The organism is Rhizobium sp. L43 (assembly GCF_002531725.1).
Classification (GTDB): Bacteria; Pseudomonadota; Alphaproteobacteria; order Rhizobiales; family Rhizobiaceae; genus Rhizobium.
This window is the reverse complement of the sequence record NZ_NWSQ01000009.1, coordinates 69,311-88,537: the sequence shown is the minus strand read 5'-3', so window position 1 is coordinate 88,537 and position 19,227 is coordinate 69,311. Positions and strand designations below refer to the sequence as shown.

The window sequence follows — 19,227 nt, the reverse complement described above, 5'->3', positions numbered from 1 at the left end:
CTCATTCTTATCGTTTGTGGCCGGTATCGAGATGGCGTTCCATGAAGCCTGAATAGCGCGACATGCCGAAGCAGAACAGCCAGAAGATGAAGCCGGCGAAGATCAGACCCGTGATCGGCGTGACGGCGCTTGCCCAGTTGGCATCGGAGAAGTTCTGCTTGACGATGCCGAGCAGGTCGAACATGCCGATAATGGTGACCAGCGACGTGTCCTTGAACGTTCCGATGAAGGTGTTGACGATGCTCGGGATCACGAGCTTGATCGCCTGCGGCATGATGATCAGCCGCGTCTTCTGCCAATAGCCGAGGCCAAGCGAATCGGCGCCTTCGAACTGTCCCTTCGGGATCGCCTGCAGACCGCCGCGGATCACTTCGGCCATATAGGCCGAGGTGAAGATCGAAACACCGATCAGCGCCCGAAGCAATTTGTCCACGTTCCAGCCTGTCGGCAGGAAGAGCGGCAGCATGACGCTTGCCATGAACAGAACGGTGATCAGCGGAACGCCTCGAATGACCTCGATGAAGGTCACGCAGAGCATCCGGATGACCGGCATCTTCGAGCGGCGCCCCAGCGCAAGCAGAATGCCGCAAGGCAAGGAGACGGCAATACCGACAAAGGACAGGACGAGCGTCACCATCAAGCCGCCCCAGAGGGGGGTGTCCACCACTTCGAGGCCGAAGCCGCCGTGAAGAAGCCAGAAGGCGATGACCGGCAGGACTCCGAACAGAAGAATGGCGTTTAGCCCTTTGCGCGGTGCCGACGGGATCAGCATCGGAACCAGCAGCAGAATGAACAGGATCCCGACGATCGCCGGCCTCCAACGCTCATCGAGCGGATAGCGGCCGAAGATAAATTGATCGTACTTGGCGCTGACGAAGGCCCAGCATGCCCCACTCCAGCCATCGGGCTGGATGCCGCCCTGGATCGTCGTCGCGCAGAATGTGCGGTCCGGCCCGGACCATACGGCCTGGATGAACAGCCAGTTGACGAGATGCGGCACGGCCCATGCGATCAGCGCAAGAGCCAGGATCGTCAGGATAATATCTTTCGGGGTTGCCAGGAGATTGCGGCGTATCCAGGCGGCGGCTCCGCGCTCGCCGCGGGGCGGCGGTTCGGCCGCAAGGATGGACGTTCTGACGAAGGGTTTATCGGCGACCGACATCTTATCTCTCCACCAGTGCCATCTTGGCATTGAACCAGTTCATGAACAGCGACGTGAGAATGCTCAAGCTGAGATAGACGATACCCCAGATGCACACGATCTCGATCGCTTGACCGCTCTGATTGAGGATCGTGCCGCCGACGGCAACGAGATCCGAGAAACCGATCGCGATGGCGAGGGAGGAGTTCTTGGTCAGGTTCAGGTACTGGCTCGTCAGCGGCGGAATGATGATGCGTAGCGCCTGTGGCACCACGACGAGTCTCGTCACACCAGACGGATGCAGCCCCAGCGCGCCGGCTGCCTCGGATTGCCCCTTTGGAACGCCGCGAATGCCGCCCCGAACGATCTCGGCGATGAACGAAGCGGTATAGAAGGACAGAGCGAGATACAGCGATATGAATTCGGGGCCGACGACGGAGCCGCCCGTCAGGTTGAACTTTCCGGCGACCGGAACGTCGAAGCTGAGCGGGAAGCCGGAGACAACGAAGACCAGCAGCGGCAAACCGACGATCAGCCCGATCGATGCCCATACCGTGTGGAACGGCTGGCCGGTTGCGGCCTGGCGTTTGTGGGCCCAGCGCGCCATGACGATGGTGACGACAATCGCAATCAGCAGGGCGATGCCGACCGCTATCATCCCTGTCTCGAAGATCGGCTTCGGGAAGGCTAGTCCTCTGTTGTTGAGGAACATGCTGAACGGCAGCCCCAGCGATTCGCGCGGCTGCGGCAGGACGGAGAGAACGCCGAGATACCAGAAGAAGATGACGAGCAGCGGCGGAATGTTGCGGAAGATTTCCACATAGACCGTGCAGAGCTTGGCAATCAGCCAGTTGTGCGACAGTCGGCCGATCCCGATGAGGAAGCCGATGATGGTCGCCGTGACGATACCGCTTACCGCCACCAGCAAGGTGTTGAGAATGCCGACGAGAAGCGCGCGTGCATACGTCGAGTCGCTTGAATAGCCGATCAGCGACTGGCCGATTTCGAAACCGGCGCGCCCGCTCAGAAAGCCGAAACCCGACGCCGTATTGCTGCGGGCAAGGTTCACGGCCGTGTTGTGGGCCACCCACCACACAAACGCCACGAGAACAACGATCGTTAGAACCTGGAAAAATATGCTCCGGTATTTCGGGTCGTACATTGCCGACCGGAAACTCCAGCCGGTGTCATGCAAAGGTGTCCTATCCACAGCCCCATGCGTCATGCCGCGCCAATCCCCTTGTGCCCGTTTTCGGGCTTTCTTTTTGCTCTTGGACGATGGGAGGGCGGCTCGGCCGCCTTCCCGGATTTCATGCTGAAGCTCGATTAACGAACCGGCGGTGCGTACTGGATGCCGCCCTTGTTCCAGAGAGCATTCAGGCCGCGTGCGATCTTGAGCGGGCTTCCCTGGCCGATGTTGCGCTCGAAGATTTCGCCATAGTTGCCGACGCCCTTGATGACGTTGGCGGCCCAATCATTGGTCAGGCCGAGATCGGTACCAATCTTGGTGTCGGCCTCGCTGCCGAGGAAGCGCTTGATGTCAGGGTTCGGCGAGTTCTTCATCTCGTCGACATTTGCTTGGGTGATGCCGAACTCTTCGGCATTAATCAGCGCATAAGCCGTCCAGGAAACGATATCGAACCACTGATCATCACCCTGACGGACGGCTGGGCCAAGCGGCTCCTTGGAGATGATCTCGGGAAGGATGACGTGTTCGTCCGGATTTTTCAGCGTCAGACGCAACGAATAGAGACCGGATTGGTCGGTCGTGTAAACGTCGCAACGACCGGCGTCGTAGGCAGCGTTGACCTCAGGAAGATTTTCGAAGACGACCGGATTGTACTGCAGATTGTTCGTCTTGAAGTAATCGGCGAGGTTCAGTTCCGTGGTCGTGCCCGACTGCACGCAGATTGCGGCGCCGGAGAGTTCGAGAGCCGACTTCACGTTCAGGCTCTTGCGCACCATGAAGCCCTGACCGTCATAATAGGTGACAGGACGGAAGTTGAAGCCGAGTGCGGTGTCGCGATTGATCGTCCAGGTCGTATTGCGCGAGAGAACGTCGATTTCGCCGGACTGCAGCGCAGTAAAGCGTTCCTTTGCGTTGGTCGGCGTGTACTTGACCTTGGTGGGGTCGCCGAAGACCGCCGACGCGACGGCCTTGCAGAAGTCGACGTCGAAGCCGGCCCAATTGCCGGAAGCGTCGGGTGCTGCAAAGCCGGTAAGGCCGGTGTTGACGCCGCACTGAACGAAACCCTTTGCCTTAACATCTGTGAGTGTCGTGGCCGAAGCAGCCGAAGCGCCAAGAGCGAAAACTGCTGCGCCGATTGTGGCGGACAGAAGCTTGTTCTTCATTTTTTTCCCAACCTTTTCCGTTGTCTTGTATTTTCTTGTGGGAAGGTCCGGCCGAAAACTCTGCCGCCTCCCAATGTCTCGACACCCTCCCGGCGCGAGTTGTTCTATCACAGTCGCAAATGTCACTATGGTCAAGTGTCGCCATCAATAATTGCGGCAAAATTCAGAATTTTGGTAGATTACGCCGCATTCGAAGGCGGCTGACTATGAAATAGGCGTCCGATTGCGGAAAAATAACGCGAAAATCGAAAATTCCATCATTCCCGAACGTCCCACGCAAACCGCTTCGAGGGGTTGACCGGAAACTGCAGGCCGTCCAAAAGTCTGGTTTCGCGACCCTTCGCAAAGGCTATTTCCGACATGAAAGATAAAGACAGTGTGCTGCAGAATGCCGGCATCAACACCCGCCTGACCCATATCGGCAACGACCCTTTCGATTATCACGGCTTCGTCAATCCGCCGGTCGTGCATGCCTCGACAGTGTTGTTTCCCAATGCCCGCACGATGGAGACGCATGCGCAGAAATACACTTACGGGACGCGCGGCACACCGACGACGGATGCGCTTTGTGAGGCGATCGACGCGCTCGAAGGTTCGGCCGGCACGATCCTCGTGCCTTCGGGTCTTGCGGCCGTCACCATTCCGTTCCTGGGCTTTTCCGCCGCCGGCGATCACGCGCTCGTCGTCGATTCGGTCTACGGCCCGACGCGCCATTTCTGCGATACGATGCTGAAGCGCCTCGGCGTCGAGGTGGAATATTACGACCCTTCGATCGGCGCCGGCATCGAGACGCTGTTCCGGCCGAACACCAAGCTTGTCCACACCGAGGCTCCCGGCTCCAACACCTTCGAAATGCAGGATATTCCGGCGATCTCGGCGGTTGCGCACCGCCATGGCGCTATCGTCATGATGGACAATACCTGGGCGACGCCGCTCTATTTCCGGCCGCTTGATCATGGTGTCGACATCTCGATCCACGCGTCGACGAAATATCCGTCCGGCCATTCCGACATCCTGCTCGGAACGGTTTCGGCCAATGCCGAGCATTGGGAGCGGCTGAAGGAATCGAATGGTGTGCTCGGCATCTGCGGCGCACCCGATGATGCCTACCAGATCCTGCGCGGACTGCGCACCATGGGCCTGCGCCTGGAGCGGCATTATGAAAGCGCGCTTGAAATCGCCGAATGGCTGGAGGGCAGGGAGGACGTCGCCCGCGTGCTGCATCCGGCCCTGCCGAGTTTCCCGTCCCATGATCTCTGGAAGCGCGACTTCAAGGGCGCCAGCGGCATCTTTTCCTTCGTGCTTGCCGCAGACAGCCCGGAGAAGTTCAAGGCAAAGGCACATGCCTTCCTCGACGCGCTCAGGATTTTCGGCCTCGGCTATTCCTGGGGCGGCTTTGAAAGCCTGGCCCTGCACGCCAATCTCAAAGACCGCAGGGTCGCCAAGGCGCCGACGGATGGTGCGGTCATCCGCCTGCAGATCGGTCTTGAGGACGTCGCCGACTTGAAAGCCGATATCGAACGGGGTTTTGCTGCCGCAAGCGCCGTCTGACCACAGGCATGGGCGCTGCCGCCGCTTGCTGTTATGGCAGACTGAGAGCCCGGTAGCCGTAGATCCAGTCGAGGTCCGCCGCCAGGCTTTGCGGCGGCTTGAGGCCGAGCACGAGATCGCGGCCGATCCGGATCGGCCCTTTTGCATGATAGGCGAACCGGTTGAAGGCGCCGCGCTGGCGAAGCTTGGCAATGCGTGGCGCCCGATGTCTTTCGAACCGTGCCAGCGCTTCCGACACGGGATGGTTGGAGAGAAAGGCGGCGAGTTCGTAACCGTCTTCGATCGCCATCGCCGCGCCCTGGGCGGCAAAAGGCATCATCGCATGCGCGGCGTCGCCGATCAGAATCGTCTTTCGGCCGTCCTGCCATGCGCCCGATGTGGTTTCGAACAGCGGCCAGAACGTCAGCTTGCGCTGTTGTTCGAGCAGCGAGACGATCGCGGCGTTCCAGCCGGAAAGCCGCGCCCTGAGCTGCGCGCGCTGCTCTTGCGGCGGCTCGCTTTGCCAGGCCTGCGGTGCCATGTTGCCGGCGGTGATAGCCACCATGTTGAAGCTGCCGGTCTCCTTCAGCGGATAGCTGACGAGATGCGCCGAGCCGCCGAGGAAAGCACAAACGCTTGTCCGATCGAGGAAACCCGGCGCTTCCGTTTCGGCAATGGTGAAGCGGTAGGCGATATTGCCGGAAAAGCGCGGGGAGGGACTATCAGGAACGGATTGCCGGAGCTTCGACCAGACGCCGTCCGCTCCGATGACGACATCGGCCGCCCGCTCGAAAGCCGGCAGGGCCGATTCCAGCCGCACGCCGAGATGAAGCCGGCAGAGCGGATCGGCCTCGACCGCCGCCAGAAGCGCTTTCTGCAATGTGGTGCGGTGCAGAACGCCATAGGGAGCGCCCCAGCGCTGCCGCGCGAATTTGCCGGCCGGCACGGCCGCGAGCTGGCGCAACGAACTGCCCGATATCAGCCGGATCGTTTCCGGCTCGAGCCAGACCTTCGACAGGTCTTCCAGGATACCGAGTTGGGCAAGGATGCGGGCGGCGTTCGGCGAGACCTGCAATCCGGCGCCGATATCGGTGAGTTCGCCCGCCTGCTCGAAGATCTCCGAGCTGATGCCGCGCCGCGATAGCGAAAGGGCAGCGGTCAGCCCCGATATTCCGGCGCCGATGATGGCGGCATGTTCGACCGGCATTGTCCGTCCGATCCCGACCTCGGCCGACTACGCCGCCTTCACATGGAAAACGCAGCCGGCCGGATTGGTCTGGTTGGCCTTGAGCGCCGAATTGAAGCGATAGAGCGTCGAGCAGTAGGAACAGACCTTCTCGTTGTCGTCGCCCATGTCGATGAAGATATGCGGATGGTCGAAGGGAGCCGAAGCGCCGGTGCACATGAATTCCTTGACGCCGACCTCGATAACCCGGTGACCGCCGTCGTTCTGGAAGTGGGGAATGTTGTGGCCGGCCATGTCGCTCTCCGAATGCTTTGAAATGTGCGCGGACCTTATAGTCCTTCACCGCAAATGTGTAGAGCCAAAGCGCCGCGGCAATAACAGTTTTCCGGCACGGTTTTCAGCCGCAGTTTTTGGCTTCACGCTGAAAGGCCGCTCGATTATGGTCGCGCCAAAAGGAAGACCCGATGAACCTGAATACGCCCAGATTTTCAAGCTTTACCCATGACGGATTGCAGCTCGCCTTCTTCGACGAGGGCGATCCGGCCGGCGTGCCCGTCCTGCTGATCCACGGTTTTGCCTCGACCGCAAACGCCAATTGGGTGCATCCGGGCTGGCTGAAGACGTTGGGCGATGCCGGCTACCGGGTGATCGCCATCGACAATCGCGGCCACGGCGCAAGCGACAAGCCGCATGATGCCGAAGCCTATCGTCCATGGGTGATGGCGGGCGATGCGATGGCGTTGCTGGATCATCTCGGCATCCCGGAAGCCAATGTCATGGGTTATTCGATGGGTGCGCGCATTTCCGTCTTTGCCGCCCTCGCCAATCCGCATCGCGTCCGTTCGCTGGTGCTCGGCGGCCTCGGTATCGGCATGACCGACGGCGTCGGCGACTGGGACCCGATCGCCGATGCGCTGCTGGCTCCCTCGTTGGACGAGGTGACGCATGAGCGCGGCCGAATGTTCCGCGCCTTCGCCGAGCAGACCAAAAGCGACCGCGTCGCCCTTGCCCTCTGTATCCGCGGCTCGCGCGATCTCGTTGCCCGCTCGGATATGGGAAAGCTCGACATGCCGGCACTGGTCGGCGTCGGCACGAAGGACGATATTGCCGGCTCGCCGCAGGAGCTGGCGGCGCTGATGCCCAATGCCGAAGCACTCGATATTCCCGGCCGCGACCATATGCTCGCCGTCGGCGACAAGGTTTTCAAGCAGGCGGTGCTGGCCTTCTACGCAGGGGTCGCTAAGGGGGGACATCGGCAGTGACATCATCGTGATGCCGAAAAACCATGCTAAAAAACCATGGCGACGGCACCCATTTATGTTATTGGCGTTTTCCTCTATATATTGGCATTCCGAAAACGGCATTCCTGATGGCAACGAGGAGAGCGGCGATGGTCGCAAAGACTGACATCCGTGCTTTTGAGACAGGCCATCCGGTGAAGGTGATGGATCCCATCTGGGATAGCCTGCGTGAGGAAGCCCGGCTCGCTGCCGAACGGGACCCGGTTCTCGCCGCCTTCCTCTATTCGACGGTGATCAACTATCATTCGCTCGAGGAATGCGTCATCCACCGCATCTGCGAACGTCTCGATCATCCCGACATGCAGGCGAACCTGCTTCGCCAGACCTTCGAGGAAATGCTGCTCGACTGGCCGGAATGGAGCTCCATCCTGCGTGTCGATATCCAGGCGATCTACGACCGCGATCCTGCCTGCCTGCGCTTCATGGAGGCGGTGCTCTATTTCAAGGGTTTCCATGCGCTGCAGACGCATCGTCTGGCCCATTGGCTGCTGAACCGCGGCCGGCGTGATTTTGCGCTCTATCTGCAGAGCCGCTCTTCCAGCGTCTTCCAGACCGACATCAATCCCGCCGCCCGTATCGGCAAGGGCATTTTCCTCGATCATGCCACCGGCCTCGTCGTCGGCGAGACGGCCGTTATCGGCGACAACGTCTCGATCCTGCACGGCGTCACACTCGGCGGCACCGGCAAAGAGGGCGCAGACCGTCATCCGAAGATCGGCAGCGGCGTCATGATCGGCGCCGGCGCGAAGATCCTCGGCAATATCGAGATCGGCTACTGCTCACGCGTCGCCGCCGGCTCCGTCGTCCTGCATGCGGTGCCGCCCAAGAAGACGGTCGCCGGCGTGCCGGCCAAGGTCGTCGGCGAAGCCGGTTGTTCCGAGCCGTCGCGCAACATGGATCAGGTCATCGGCGCCGATATCTGAGCGCCTGTTGGAAAAAGGATAGGTAAAGTCGGCGGAACCTGAGCGGGGACAGAAATCGCCAAGCGGCAACCCTTGCCTTTACACCGCTGCTTTTCCTGTGCAAGAAGCGGCCAATCAAGACCGTTTACGGAGATGACAGAGTGAAGCCAGAAGAAATCAAGAAGCTCGACGCCTATTTCAAACGCATGTTGAACCCGCAGATCGTCGTCAAGGCGCGTCCGCGCAAGAATGATTCTGCGGAAGTCTATCTCGGCGAAGAATTTCTGGGCGTCGTCTATATCGATGACGAGGACGGCGATCGCTCCTACAACTTTTCGATGGCGATCCTCGACGTCGATCTTTGATCGCGCTCGAATGCTTCAAGAGACCGGGCGGCGCGTTTCGCCCGGTCTTTTTTTGTTTTTTTGCTCCCGAACCAAATTTTTTTTAAAGCTTCCGGTTGTGGCATTCTGATATATATTAGCAAAATCAGTTAAAGACGTACGTGCCCCGGCGCGCATTCTCTGTTTTATTGTTGTAACACAACTTTTGGGTGTTTTGCGGCGCACAAGACTACTTGACTATTTGTGCGTTGCGGCTACCCTGCCGCCATCCCACAGCCCAACGGAGGACGGTCATGTTCAACTTTGACGATGCAAACAGGAAGAGCAAGGAAGCCGTCGATACGGCGCTGAAAACCTATTCCGACACGACCAGGGGATTCCAGGCGATCGCCGCCGAAGCCGCTGACTATTCGAAGAAATCCTTTCAGGACGCGGTGACGCATTTCGAAACGCTGGCCGGCGTCAAGAGCTTCGAGGCCGCTTTCGAACTTCAGACTAACTACGTCAAGTCGTATTTCGAAGGCTTGGTTTCCGAGACGACGAAACTCGGCGAAATGTATGCCGATCTCGCCAAATCCGCTTACAAGCCCTATGAGGCGCCGATCACCACTGCCGTCGCCAAGACACCCCGGCAGGCGCAGCCGGCAACGCCTGCAGCCGCATGAATTAGCGCAACCTGCGCTATATATTGAAATACCGGGACCGGCTACGCATCTGTAGCCGGTCTTTTTTGTTTCCACTTTCGCCACAGCGTCCGCATGGATCGGCGAAAGCGCGTCGCAATCTTTCAGATTCGCTCTTCGCGCTTTAGGTCTTTGTTTTTACGCATGTCGTTGCGGCAAAACCGCTGCACGGCGTTGCGCGACATGCTTTGGGGACTTTTTTGGTCTTTCCCGTGCATGCCGGCCATTTCTTGATTGCAGTGACTGACAGGGGGCTTAAAATCGGCCTATTATGAACTAAGTTAGTGTTTCAGATATTCGGCGGGAAAAGCACCCTCCCATGCTCCGCCGGATTGCTTGAGGAATGAATGACAATGATCGCAAAGCCGATCCGGATGCAGAACGACAGCGAAAGGAACGGGGAGAACGGAAATCGAACCTCGGTCATCACACGCACCAAGCCGAAGACCAAGAAGCCCAATCTCTATCGCGTGCTGCTTTTGAATGACGACTACACTCCCATGGAATTCGTCATCCATATTCTGGAGCGTTTTTTTCAAAAGGATCGTGAAAGTGCCACCCGCATTATGCTCCATGTCCATAACCACGGCGTCGGCGAATGCGGAATATTCACATACGAGGTAGCGGAAACGAAGGTCGGCCAGGTGATGGACTTCGCTCGGCAGCACCAGCATCCGCTGCAATGCGTCATGGAAAAGAAGTGAGGATCTGAACGTGCCAACATTTTCGCCTAGTTTAGAGAAGGCGCTCCATCAGGCACTGACCTTTGCCAACGAGCGGCACCACGAATATGCGACGCTCGAGCATCTGCTGCTCGCCCTGATCGACGATGCCGATGCGGCCGCGGTCATGGGCGCCTGCAATGTCGATCTCGACGCGCTGCGCAAGACGCTCGTCGAATATGTCGATAATGAACTCTCCAATCTGATCACCGGTTATGACGAGGATTCGAAGCCGACCTCCGGTTTCCAGCGCGTCATCCAGCGTGCGGTCATCCACGTGCAATCCTCCGGCCGCGAAGAGGTGACCGGCGCCAATGTGCTCGTCGCGATCTTCGCCGAGCGCGAAAGCCATGCCGCCTATTTCCTGCAGGAGCAGGAGATGACCCGCTACGACGCCGTCAACTATATCTCCCACGGCATCGGCAAGCGCCCGGGCGCTTCGGAAGCGCGCCCGCCGCGCGGTGCCGAGGAGGAAGCCGAAAGCAGCAAGCCGACGGCGCGCGGCGGCGAGGAAGAGGGCGGTCCCAAGAAGCAGCAGGATGCGCTGAAAGCCTACTGCGTCAATCTCAACGAGAAGGCCAAGGGCGGCAAGATCGACCCGCTGATCGGCCGTCACGCCGAAGTCAGCCGCACCATCCAGATCCTGTGCCGCCGTTCGAAGAACAATCCGCTCTATGTCGGTGATCCCGGCGTCGGCAAGACGGCGATTGCCGAAGGCCTTGCCAAGCGCATCGTCGAAGGCAAGGTTCCCGAAGCCCTCGCCGATGCGACGATCTTCTCGCTCGACATGGGCACGCTCTTGGCCGGTACACGCTACCGCGGCGATTTTGAGGAACGCCTGAAGCAGGTCGTCAAGGAACTGGAAGAATATCCGGGCGCCGTGCTCTTTATCGACGAGATCCATACGGTAATCGGCGCCGGCGCCACTTCGGGCGGCGCGATGGATGCATCGAACCTCCTGAAGCCGGCCCTGTCGTCGGGCGCGATCCGCTGCATCGGATCGACCACCTACAAGGAATACCGCCAGTTCTTCGAGAAGGACCGGGCGCTGGTCCGCAGATTCCAGAAGATCGACGTCAGCGAACCGTCGATCGATGATGCAATCGAGATCATGAAGGGGCTGAAGCCCTATTTCGAAGAGTATCACCATCTCAGGTATTCGAACGACGCCATCAAGTCGGCCGTCGAACTCTCGGCCCGCTACATCTCTGACCGCAAGTTGCCGGATAAGGCGATCGACGTGATCGACGAAACGGGTGCGGCCCAGATGCTGCTGCCGCCGTCGAAGCGTCGCAAGCTGATCACCGAAAAGGAGATCGAGGCAACGGTCGCGACGATGGCGCGCATTCCGCCGAAGACCGTCTCCAAGGACGACGAAGCGGTGCTTGCCAATCTCGAGCAGGAACTGCGCTCGGTCGTCTATGGCCAGGATATCGCCATCGAAGCGCTTTCGACCTCGATCAAGCTGGCGCGCGCCGGCCTTCGTGAACCGAACAAGCCGATCGGCTCTTATGTCTTCTCCGGTCCGACGGGCGTCGGCAAGACGGAAGTGGCAAAGCAGCTGGCCTCTTCGCTCGGCGTCGAGCTTTTGCGCTTCGACATGTCCGAATACATGGAGCGGCACACGGTTTCGCGGCTGCTCGGTGCACCTCCCGGCTATGTCGGTTTCGATCAGGGCGGTCTTCTCACCGATGGCGTCGACCAGCACCCGCATTGCGTGGTGCTGCTCGACGAAATCGAGAAGGCGCATCCCGACATTTACAATATCCTGCTGCAGGTCATGGACCACGGCACGCTGACCGACCATAACGGCAAGAAGATCGACTTCCGCAACGTCATCCTGATCATGACGACCAATGCGGGCGCTTCGGAGATGGCCAAGGCGGCGATCGGCTTCGGCTCGTCCAAGCGCACCGGCGAGGACGAGGAGGCGCTGACCCGTCTCTTCACGCCGGAGTTCCGCAATCGTCTCGACGCGATCATTCCCTTCGCGGCGCTGCCGACGGCTGTCATTCACAAGGTCGTGCAGAAGTTCATCATGCAGCTGGAGGCGCAGCTTTCCGAAAGGAACGTCACCTTCGACCTGCATGAGGACGCGATCGCCTGGTTGGCGGAAAAGGGTTACGACGAGAAGATGGGCGCCCGCCCGCTTGCCCGCGTGATCCAGGACACGATCAAGAAGCCGCTGGCCAACGAGATCCTCTTCGGCAAGCTGAAGAAGGGCGGCGTTGTCAACGTCACCGTCGGTCCGAAGGAAGACGGCAAGCCCGGTATCGTGCTGGAAGCCATTCCGGATACCGCGCCGATCAAGCCGAAGCCGGAAGCTGAGGTCGTACATCCCGAAACCGGCGATGAGGGCGATGGCGAACTGAAGACGAAGGCAGCGCCCAAGGCCCGCGCCAAGCCCGTGCCGCAGGCCGAGCCCGAAGTCCGCGACGCCCCGAAGAAGGGAAGCACGGTTCCGAAGGTGCCGCGCAAGAAGTAAGCTTTCCTCGCAGAATGAAAAAGGCCGCGTCACCCGCGGCCTTTTTCGTTTTTGGGACTTTTCTCCCACGGAACCGGCATTGTGCTTCAGGTGAAATGCGACCCTATGGCGGACCATGCCTTGAGCGCCGCGCGTCGTTCTGACCACCGAGATGTAACTGCTGCGCCTTCGCGGCTGTTATGAGAGTGTCATACTGCGGACCTACGAGTGGACGAATGCAACGTCATTTCCTCGTCCTGTTTGTTCTCGCGTTGACCCAGATTACCGGCTGGGGCGTGGTCGGCGTCCTGCCCGTGATTGCGACACCGGTGGCGGCGGAATTCGGAGCCTCTCTGCCGTCGGTCTTTCTGGGAACCTCGGTGATGTTTGTCGCCATGGGGCTTGCCGCGCCCTTTGCCGGCCGCGCATTTCGCCGGTTTGGAACGCGTCGGGTCATGGCGGCGGGAGCAGGCCTGATCGGGCTGGGTCTCGGCCTGCTCGCGCTCTCTCCCAGCCTGCCGGTTTTCTGGGTCGCCTGGGCGCTGACCGGGCTGGCAGGCGCGATGTTCCTGACGACAGCGGCCTATGCCTATGTCGCGGAATATGCGGAGGATCGGGCGCGCAGCCTGATTGGAACACTGATGCTGGTGACAGGTTTGGCAGGCAGCGTCTTCTGGCCCATAACCGCCTTTCTCGACCATCTGATCGGCTGGCGAGGGGTTTTCGTCTGTTATGCAGGTGTCATGGGTTTGATCGTCTGCCCGTTGGTTCTGTTCGCCCTGCCGGCGACCGAGGCTGCGACCGTCAAGACCGCTCAGGCGAGACGCGGGCGGTGGGGATCTGTCTTCATCCTGCTGGTTGCCGCCATCGCCTTGAACAGTTTTGTCACTTTCGGCGTCGAGGCCGTGGGAATCAAGCTCTTGCAGTCGATGGGGATGGACCTTGCCGGCGCCGTCGCGATTGCCTCGCTCCTGGGGGTCTTCAAGGTCGGCGGGCGTGTGATCGACCTTCTGGGCGGGCGCAAATGGGACGGATTGTCCACCGCAATTGTCTCTGGTGCGATGATCCCGATGGGGCTGGCTACGATCTGGATCGGCGGCGCCGGTATTCTGTCGATGGGCGGTTACCTCACCCTGTTCGGGGTCGGCAGCGGTGCCTTTGCCGTGGCCCGGGCGACGATGCCGCTCGTTTTCTTCGAGAAGGCCGACTATACCGCCGCGATGGCAACCATCGCCCTGCCGATGAACCTGATCAACGCGCTCGCCCCGCCTGGCATAGCGGCGCTGATGGCCGCTATCGGGGCGCAGGCGACGTTCGCGGTTCTCGGCGGGCTGAGCATGGCGGCTTTCGCGGTTCTGCTGCAACTGAACGCCATGAGGCTGCGACCAGCGCCGGCCGAATGACCTTACGCCAGTGCCGCCCTGATCTTTTCGGCATTGGCGGCAAGCACGGCGCCATCTTCCATCTTGCCGGAATGCGGCTTGAGCGCTGCGCCTTCATGGCGCGGGATGACGTGGAAATGCAGATGAAAGACCGTCTGTCCTGCCGCCGGTTCGTTAAATTGGGCGATGAACACGCCGTCGGCGTCGAAGACGTCCTTGACCGCAACAGCGATCTTCTGAACGACTGATATCGCATGGGCGAGGGTGGCTGGATCGGCATCGAGGATATTGCGCGATGCCGCTTTGGGAACGACGAGCACGTGGCCCGGCGCCTGCGGCATCACATCCATGAAGGCGACGGTATGCGCGTCCTCATAGATCCGGTGCGAGGGGATTTCGCCGCGCAGGATCTTGGCGAAGATGTTGTTGTCGTCATAGTCGGCCGGGCTGGTCATCGCGAAATCTCCTCATGTCCTCATTGATCGGGTAACGCGGCCGGCGGGGCGGCGTCAATCCTCCTGCTGGCGCTCGCCCTTGCGGAAAGGGCTGTGCTCGGTGAGCACCTCGCTCATATGCTCGACATCAGCGCGCTCGCGGGCGAGATAGTCGCCGATCGCCCGGCGAAGGCCGGCATGGGCGACATAATGGGCCGAATGCGTTGTCACCGGCAGATAACCGCGGGCGAGCTTATGTTCGCCCTGGGCGCCGGCCTCGACCCGTTTCAGCCCTTTCGAAAGAGCGAAGTCGATCGCCTGGTGATAGCAGACTTCGAAATGCAGGAAGGGATGATCCTCGATACAGCCCCAGTGACGGCCATAGAGCGTGTCGCCGCCGATGAAATTGATCGCGCCGGCGATATAGCGCCCGTCGCGCTTGGCCATGACCAGCAGGATGTCGTCGGCCATGCGCTCGCCGATCAGCGAATAGAACTTGCGGGTGAGGTAGGGCCGGCCCCATTTGCGTCCGCCGGTATCCATGTAGAACTTGAAGAACTGATCCCAGATGCGTTCCGTCAGGTCGCGGCCGGTCAGCCAGTCGATGCTGATGCCGTTTTCGAGGGCGGCGCGGCGCTCCTTGCGCAGCGCCTTGCGTTTGCGCGAGGCGAGCGTTTCGAGAAACGCTTCGTGATCGGCATAGCCGTCATTGATGAAATGGAACTGCTGGTCGGTGCGGTGCAGATAGCCGTCCATTTCGAAGACGCCGATCTCCTCATCGGGCACGAAGGTGATATGGGCCGAGGAAATGCCGAGCCGGCGCACGACCTCCTTCAGGCTTTCGGCGATCGCGCTCTGAATCGGCAGGCGCGGCAAGCCTTCTGCGACGAGAAGACGCGGGCCTGTCGCCGGCGTGAACGGAATAGAGCATTGAAGCTTGGGATAATAACGGCCGCCGGCTCGCTCGAAGGCATCGGCCCAGCCATGGTCGAAGACATATTCGCCCTGGCTGTGGTTCTTGAGATAGCCGGGCAGGGCGCCGATCAGATCGCCGCGATCGGTCTCGAGCAGCAGGTGATGGCCGAGCCAGCCGGCCTCGGCGCTGGCCGAGCCGGATTCCTCCAGCGACGACAAAAAGGCGTGCGAAACGAAGGGGTTGTAGGCAAGCGTGCTGCAAGTCTTCGACGCCCCGGAAAGCCTGGACCAGCTCTCCGGGGAAATCGCGGTGAAGGAGCGTTCTACGCGAATGGATAGTTCGTCAGTCATGCGGCAGATGCGAAGCCTGTGGGAGGATGGTCTCGGCTCTGTTTCAGTCTGCGCATGATCTTGGCCAAAAAGCGAGCGTCAAACCGCACGCGGATCGAAACCTTCGAAGGTCATCTGGTCTGCGTTGGCGAAGGTCCGCCGGCGCGCCTCTTCGTCGCGCACCGTCCAGGTGATGACGGGAATGCCCTTTTCCCGTTCGCCTGTGATGAAGGCGTTCGGCAGCTCTTCATAATAATAGGAGATGAAATCGAGACCGATCTCCATCGCATCCGCATGCGTCCTGAACTCCTCCGGCGTGTTGCCGTTGGCGGTCAGCCCGAGCGGGTAAGGTGAGCCGAGTGCCTTCAGATCGCGCAGCAGCCAATGGTCGAAGCTCATCAGCGCCACCTTGCCCTCATAGCCTTCAAGCACCTCGAGCACGGCCTCGGCAAAACCCTCGTCATCGGCCTCGCGGCCCTTGAGCTCCAGCACCAGCGGCACTTTGCCCTGGACGAGATCGAGGAGCTGGCGGAGCGTCGGCACCTTGTCGCTCGTGCTGCCGACGGCGATCAGCCCGAGTTCCCTGGAGGTGCGCTCGCGGATGTCGCCATTCAGATTGCAGAGGCGCTGCAGGTCCTCGTCGTGAAAGATGACCGGTACGCCGTCGGAGGCGTAATGCAGATCGCACTCGATCGCAAAGCCGGCTTCGACGGCGCGCGCGAAGGCCGAAAGCGTATTTTCCCAGACGAGTCGGTTGAGGTCGTGATAGCCGCGGTGGGCGACCGGCAGGTCCCTGATCCAGGCTGCATTGGTCATTCTGCGATTTCCATGATAGCATCGATTTCGACGGCGGCGTTCAGCGGCAGGGCGGCCATGCCGACGGCGGCACGCGCATGTTTGCCGGCCTCGCCGAGCACGCCGGCAATCAGGTTCGAAGCGCCGTTGATGACGAGATGCTGCTCGACGAAGTCGGGCGCCGAGGCGACGAAGCCGTTCAGCTTGATGACGCGCCGGATGCGGCCGAGATCACCGCCCAGTGCCGCCTTCGCCTGGGCAAGGATGTTGATGGCGCAGAGTTCGGCGCCGCGCTGGCCGCTCGCGACGTCGACGGTCTTGCCGAGATGGCCTGTAACCGCGACCTTGCCGCCTTCGAGCGGTAGTTGGCCGGAGATATAGAGAAGATTGCCGCTGATGACGTAGGGAACGTAATTTGCAGCAGGTGCTGCGGCTTCGGGCAGGGTTATCCCCATCTCAGTCAGGCGTGATGCAATTTCATCGGACATTTTCGTCTCCGCTTTTGTTGTCAATTCTTCAAAAATTATGCATCAAGACTAGAATCTTTAATATGACAGGTTCGAGCCTCGATTTGGCCGAAAGCGTTCTTATAACATCGCGACCGAGTCCAACAGGAGTTAATGAATGTTCCGATCAGGTCTTGTCGCTCTGCTTTTCGCCAGCGTTTCCGCCAATGCATGGGCGGCTGCGCCCGCGGTAAGCGCTGCGATCGCGACCGGCCTCGTCGCACATCGCGCGGTCTACGATCTGGAACTGAAGGACGCGTCGGACCGCTCCGGCATCGCCGGCATGTACGGTCGCATGGTCTATGAGTTCGACGGCAGCTATTGCCAGGGCTTCACCACCAATTTCCGCTTCGTGACGCAGATCGACACCGGCGACAGTGTGCGTGTCAGCGACCAGCAGACGAAGACCTTCGAGAATCTCAAGGACGGCAAGTTCACCTTCGACACCAAATCCTTCACCGACGAACAGCTCGACAAGGAGGTCAACGGTGCGGCTCAGGATCAGCCGGATGGCGTCAAGGTCGATCTCAAGCAGCCGTCGAGCCGCGAATTGCAGCTTGCCGAAAGCCGCTTTCCCACCGAACACATGCTCGACGTGATCCAGAACGCCAAGGACGGCAAGCGCTTCTTCGAGGCGCGCGTCTTCGACGGCTCCGACGACGGCGACAAATCGCTGGTAACGACGACGATCGTCGGCAAGCAGCAGACGCCGATTGCCGAGGAGGCCGATGCCGGCAATGCCGGCGCCTTCTCAAAAACGGCCTTTTGGCCGGTGACGATCGCCTATTTCAACGAGAATGCGAAATCGGATGCTTTGCCGGTCTACCGCATGTCCTTCAAGCTCTATGAGAACGGCATCACCCGCGACCTGACGATGGATTACGGCGATTTCGTCCTGACTGGCAAGCTCGCCAAGCTGGAGTTGCTCGACCGCAACTCCGAGGTTTGCAAATAGGCGCACGGGTTTTTCGACTGTCATAAAACTGTATCATAAAGTTCACTATGGTGCGGCGACCAGCGATGATTGAGTCGCCTTCTGTCGTCCTGTTTTTCGGGTCGGTGCGATCCTAGCGGCCAGTCCATCGCGATGGGGCCTATTTATTGCGAAGATGGGCTTCCAGACAATTATGCCCGCAAGCCTGGAAAGCCCTACCGATGGCCGATACCGATCTCGCGACTGTTCAAAACGCCGCCCTGCCGGTTGTCGCTGCCGACCCGGCGGAAATTGCCCGCATATCCGATAGCATCGACATCACCGACCGCGCCGGCATCTCGGTCTATGGCGACCGCGCCCAGCAGTCGGTCAGCGACTATGCCGACAGGATCCTGCGCGAGGTTCGCAACAAGGATCTCGGTGAGATCGGCCGCCTGTTGACAGACATCATCCTGAAGTCGAAGAGCCTCGATCCGGCGTCGCTGAAGGACAAGGGTTTTCTCAGCCGCATATTCCTCTCCGCCAAGGCGCGCCTAGAACGGTTCAAGGCGGAGTTTGAGGACGTCGCCGGCCAGATCGACCGGATCGGCCTGGAGCTCGACCGTCACAAGGATACGCTGCGGCGCGACATCGCGCTGCTCGACGATCTGCACGAGGAAACCAAGCAATCGATCATGCGGCTCGAGGCCTATGTCCAGGCCGGCAAGACTTTCGCCGAGCGGTTTCGCAACGTCGATCTGCCGAGGCTGAAGGCGCAAGCCGAAGCGGCAGCGACCGGCCCCGGCGGCGGCATGCTGGAGGCACAGACCTATCAGGACAGCCTGCAGGCGCTCGACCGGCTGGAAAAGCGGGTCTTCTATTTGCAGCAGGCCGGCCAGCTCGGCATCCAGCAATTGCCGCAGATCCGCATCGTCCAGGCGGGCGACGAGACGCTGATCGAGAACCTGCAGGCGACGTCGGCGCTGACGGTGCCGGCCTGGAAGCAGAAGATGGTGATCCTGCTCGGCCTGACGCGGCAGAAATCGGCGCTCGAGCTGCAGAAGGCGGTGACCGACGCCACCAATGACATGATCCGTCAGGCATCCGAGATGATGAAGGATCAGGCGATCGCAATCGAGCAGCAGTCGCAGCGCGGCATCGTCGATATCGACACGCTTGCCAAGGCAAACAGAGATCTGATCGACACCATATCCGGCGTACTGCAGGTGCAGGAGGAGGGGCGTCGGAAGCGGGGGCTCGCCGAGCAGCAGATGGAGCAGATGACGATCGAACTCAAGAAGGCGATGACCCAGGCGTGATCGGCAGG

At 60.4% G+C, this 19,227-nt stretch carries 19 protein-coding genes; 10 read left to right on the top strand and 9 right to left on the bottom strand.

Annotated features, from left to right (window positions below):
- Positions 1-7 precede the first annotated feature (7 nt).
- The 3 genes from CO667_RS13545 to CO667_RS13535 all read right to left on the bottom strand — a co-directional run bounded on the left by CO667_RS13545 (position 8) and on the right by CO667_RS13535 (position 3,493).
- Positions 8-1,162, bottom strand: coding sequence for an amino acid ABC transporter permease (locus CO667_RS13545; protein ID WP_097618867.1), 1,155 nt, complete (start codon positions 1,160-1,162; stop codon positions 8-10).
- A gap of 1 nt (position 1,163) precedes the next feature.
- Positions 1,164-2,366, bottom strand: a complete 1,203-nt coding sequence (locus tag CO667_RS13540; protein ID WP_097618866.1) for an amino acid ABC transporter permease — start codon at positions 2,364-2,366, stop codon at positions 1,164-1,166.
- Positions 2,367-2,467: 101 nt separating this feature from the next.
- Entirely contained in the window at positions 2,468-3,493 is a 1,026-nt protein-coding gene (locus tag CO667_RS13535; protein WP_097618865.1) for an amino acid ABC transporter substrate-binding protein, read from the bottom strand.
- A gap of 360 nt (positions 3,494-3,853) precedes the next feature.
- On the opposite strand from CO667_RS13535, the gene CO667_RS13530 reads away from it, so the two are divergent.
- Positions 3,854-5,044: a cystathionine beta-lyase gene (locus CO667_RS13530; RefSeq protein ID WP_097618864.1), complete on the top strand. Its 1,191-nt coding sequence runs from the start codon at positions 3,854-3,856 to the stop codon at positions 5,042-5,044.
- A 31-nt stretch (positions 5,045-5,075) separates the two neighbouring features.
- Here CO667_RS13530 and CO667_RS13525 read toward each other — a convergent pair whose 3' ends face one another.
- Positions 5,076-6,230 (bottom strand): FAD-dependent monooxygenase, encoded by a 1,155-nt coding sequence (locus CO667_RS13525; RefSeq protein ID WP_097618863.1) that lies wholly within the window; start codon positions 6,228-6,230, stop codon positions 5,076-5,078.
- A gap of 27 nt (positions 6,231-6,257) precedes the next feature.
- The gene (locus CO667_RS13520; RefSeq protein WP_097618862.1) at positions 6,258-6,503 is read right to left on the bottom strand and encodes a zinc-finger domain-containing protein; all 246 of its coding nucleotides are present in this window, start codon (positions 6,501-6,503) and stop codon (positions 6,258-6,260) included.
- A 170-nt stretch (positions 6,504-6,673) separates the two neighbouring features.
- On the opposite strand from CO667_RS13520, the gene CO667_RS13515 reads away from it, so the two are divergent.
- The 7 genes from CO667_RS13515 to CO667_RS13485 all read left to right on the top strand — a co-directional run bounded on the left by CO667_RS13515 (position 6,674) and on the right by CO667_RS13485 (position 14,028).
- Positions 6,674-7,471, top strand: coding sequence for an alpha/beta hydrolase (locus CO667_RS13515; RefSeq protein ID WP_097618861.1), 798 nt, complete (start codon positions 6,674-6,676; stop codon positions 7,469-7,471).
- 128 nt (positions 7,472-7,599) lie between these two features.
- Positions 7,600-8,433 (top strand): serine O-acetyltransferase, encoded by an 834-nt coding sequence (gene cysE, locus CO667_RS13510; protein ID WP_097618860.1) that lies wholly within the window; start codon positions 7,600-7,602, stop codon positions 8,431-8,433.
- Positions 8,434-8,573: 140 nt separating this feature from the next.
- Complete coding sequence (locus tag CO667_RS13505) at positions 8,574-8,777, top strand: DUF3126 family protein (RefSeq protein ID WP_037094675.1); 204 nt, start codon at positions 8,574-8,576, stop codon at positions 8,775-8,777.
- A gap of 272 nt (positions 8,778-9,049) precedes the next feature.
- Positions 9,050-9,421: a phasin family protein gene (locus CO667_RS13500; protein WP_097618859.1), complete on the top strand. Its 372-nt coding sequence runs from the start codon at positions 9,050-9,052 to the stop codon at positions 9,419-9,421.
- Positions 9,422-9,792: 371 nt separating this feature from the next.
- The gene (gene clpS / locus CO667_RS13495; RefSeq protein ID WP_097619003.1) at positions 9,793-10,143 is read left to right on the top strand and encodes an ATP-dependent Clp protease adapter ClpS; all 351 of its coding nucleotides are present in this window, start codon (positions 9,793-9,795) and stop codon (positions 10,141-10,143) included.
- 10 nt (positions 10,144-10,153) lie between these two features.
- A complete protein-coding gene (gene clpA / locus CO667_RS13490; protein WP_097618858.1) occupies positions 10,154-12,646 on the top strand; it encodes an ATP-dependent Clp protease ATP-binding subunit ClpA in 2,493 nt (830 codons plus the stop codon).
- A gap of 215 nt (positions 12,647-12,861) precedes the next feature.
- Positions 12,862-14,028: an MFS transporter gene (locus tag CO667_RS13485; protein WP_097618857.1), complete on the top strand. Its 1,167-nt coding sequence runs from the start codon at positions 12,862-12,864 to the stop codon at positions 14,026-14,028.
- 2 nt (positions 14,029-14,030) lie between these two features.
- Here CO667_RS13485 and CO667_RS13480 read toward each other — a convergent pair whose 3' ends face one another.
- From CO667_RS13480 to CO667_RS13465, 4 genes are all read right to left on the bottom strand, one after another.
- The gene (locus tag CO667_RS13480) at positions 14,031-14,462 is read right to left on the bottom strand and encodes an HIT family protein (RefSeq protein ID WP_097618856.1); all 432 of its coding nucleotides are present in this window, start codon (positions 14,460-14,462) and stop codon (positions 14,031-14,033) included.
- A gap of 54 nt (positions 14,463-14,516) precedes the next feature.
- On the bottom strand, positions 14,517-15,707 hold the full coding sequence (locus CO667_RS13475; RefSeq protein WP_097618855.1) for a GNAT family N-acetyltransferase: 1,191 nt from the start codon (positions 15,705-15,707) through the stop codon (positions 14,517-14,519).
- A 78-nt stretch (positions 15,708-15,785) separates the two neighbouring features.
- Positions 15,786-16,502 carry a glycerophosphodiester phosphodiesterase gene (locus CO667_RS13470; protein ID WP_097618854.1) on the bottom strand — a complete coding sequence of 239 codons (717 nt, stop codon included), beginning with the start codon at positions 16,500-16,502 and terminating at the stop codon, positions 15,786-15,788.
- Entirely contained in the window at positions 16,499-16,969 is a 471-nt protein-coding gene (locus CO667_RS13465) for a RidA family protein (RefSeq protein ID WP_097618853.1), read from the bottom strand. Before CO667_RS13465 ends, CO667_RS13470 begins: the two co-directional genes overlap by 4 nt.
- A 136-nt stretch (positions 16,970-17,105) precedes the next feature.
- Here CO667_RS13465 and CO667_RS13460 point away from each other — a divergent pair, with 136 nt between their 5' ends.
- Entirely contained in the window at positions 17,106-17,942 is an 837-nt protein-coding gene (locus CO667_RS13460; RefSeq protein ID WP_097618852.1) for a cell envelope integrity EipB family protein, read from the top strand.
- Between the two features lie 200 nt (positions 17,943-18,142).
- Positions 18,143-19,219 (top strand): toxic anion resistance protein, encoded by a 1,077-nt coding sequence (locus CO667_RS13455; RefSeq protein WP_097618851.1) that lies wholly within the window; start codon positions 18,143-18,145, stop codon positions 19,217-19,219.
- The last annotated feature ends 8 nt before the right edge of the window (positions 19,220-19,227 follow it).

Excerpts from the sequence above, each read along its gene's own strand:
- CO667_RS13545 (WP_097618867.1), bottom strand. The coding sequence starts at position 1,162 with ATGTCGGTCGCCGATAAACCCTTCGTCAGAACGTCCATCCTTGCGGCC.
- CO667_RS13540 (WP_097618866.1), bottom strand. The coding sequence starts at position 2,366 with ATGACGCATGGGGCTGTGGATAGGACACCTTTGCATGACACCGGCTGG.
- CO667_RS13535 (WP_097618865.1), bottom strand. The coding sequence starts at position 3,493 with ATGAAGAACAAGCTTCTGTCCGCCACAATCGGCGCAGCAGTTTTCGCT.
- CO667_RS13530 (WP_097618864.1), top strand. The coding sequence starts at position 3,854 with ATGAAAGATAAAGACAGTGTGCTGCAGAATGCCGGCATCAACACCCGC.
- CO667_RS13525 (WP_097618863.1), bottom strand. The coding sequence starts at position 6,230 with ATGCCGGTCGAACATGCCGCCATCATCGGCGCCGGAATATCGGGGCTG.
- CO667_RS13520 (WP_097618862.1), bottom strand. The coding sequence starts at position 6,503 with ATGGCCGGCCACAACATTCCCCACTTCCAGAACGACGGCGGTCACCGG.
- CO667_RS13515 (WP_097618861.1), top strand. The coding sequence starts at position 6,674 with ATGAACCTGAATACGCCCAGATTTTCAAGCTTTACCCATGACGGATTG.
- cysE (WP_097618860.1), top strand. The coding sequence starts at position 7,600 with ATGGTCGCAAAGACTGACATCCGTGCTTTTGAGACAGGCCATCCGGTG.
- CO667_RS13500 (WP_097618859.1), top strand. The coding sequence starts at position 9,050 with ATGTTCAACTTTGACGATGCAAACAGGAAGAGCAAGGAAGCCGTCGAT.
- clpS (WP_097619003.1), top strand. The coding sequence starts at position 9,793 with ATGATCGCAAAGCCGATCCGGATGCAGAACGACAGCGAAAGGAACGGG.
- CO667_RS13485 (WP_097618857.1), top strand. The coding sequence starts at position 12,862 with ATGCAACGTCATTTCCTCGTCCTGTTTGTTCTCGCGTTGACCCAGATT.
- CO667_RS13480 (WP_097618856.1), bottom strand. The coding sequence starts at position 14,462 with ATGACCAGCCCGGCCGACTATGACGACAACAACATCTTCGCCAAGATC.
- CO667_RS13475 (WP_097618855.1), bottom strand. The coding sequence starts at position 15,707 with ATGACTGACGAACTATCCATTCGCGTAGAACGCTCCTTCACCGCGATT.
- CO667_RS13470 (WP_097618854.1), bottom strand. The coding sequence starts at position 16,502 with ATGACCAATGCAGCCTGGATCAGGGACCTGCCGGTCGCCCACCGCGGC.
- CO667_RS13465 (WP_097618853.1), bottom strand. The coding sequence starts at position 16,969 with ATGTCCGATGAAATTGCATCACGCCTGACTGAGATGGGGATAACCCTG.
- CO667_RS13460 (WP_097618852.1), top strand. The coding sequence starts at position 17,106 with ATGTTCCGATCAGGTCTTGTCGCTCTGCTTTTCGCCAGCGTTTCCGCC.
- CO667_RS13455 (WP_097618851.1), top strand. The coding sequence starts at position 18,143 with ATGGCCGATACCGATCTCGCGACTGTTCAAAACGCCGCCCTGCCGGTT.